Source organism: Nocardia flavorosea (genome assembly GCF_015477805.1).
GTDB lineage: Bacteria > Actinomycetota > Actinomycetes > Mycobacteriales > Mycobacteriaceae > Nocardia > Nocardia flavorosea_A.
This window is the reverse complement of record NZ_JADLQL010000024.1, coordinates 1-278: the sequence shown is the minus strand read 5'-3', so window position 1 is coordinate 278 and position 278 is coordinate 1. Positions and strand designations below refer to the sequence as shown.

Annotated in this window: 1 protein-coding gene; it reads right to left on the bottom strand. The window is 64.0% G+C overall.

The annotated features are described in order from the left end of the window. Positions 1-32: 32 nt before the first annotated feature. The coding region (locus IU448_RS28620) for a DNA gyrase C-terminal beta-propeller domain-containing protein (protein ID WP_195058849.1) at positions 33-278 on the bottom strand (246 nt) is incomplete at its 5' end.

The window sequence follows — 278 nt, the reverse complement described above, 5'->3', positions numbered from 1 at the left end:
ATCCTCAGATCCGTTCGTTGCCGCCGCTGTGTTTATTGCTCGGAAGAATCGCTGGTGTCGTCGCCGATAGCTTCGGGCTCGTCGGCGTTGCGCGCGATCGCAAGCAAGGTATCGCCCTCGCCCAGGTTCATCAATCGCACGCCCTTGGTCTGGCGGCCTGCCTTGTGAACCTGCTTGGCCCCGGTGCGGATGACACCGCCCCCGGAGGTGATCGCGTACAGCTCATCGTCGTCGTCGACGATGAGCGCACCGACCAGCGTGCCACGCCGGGTGTCGTA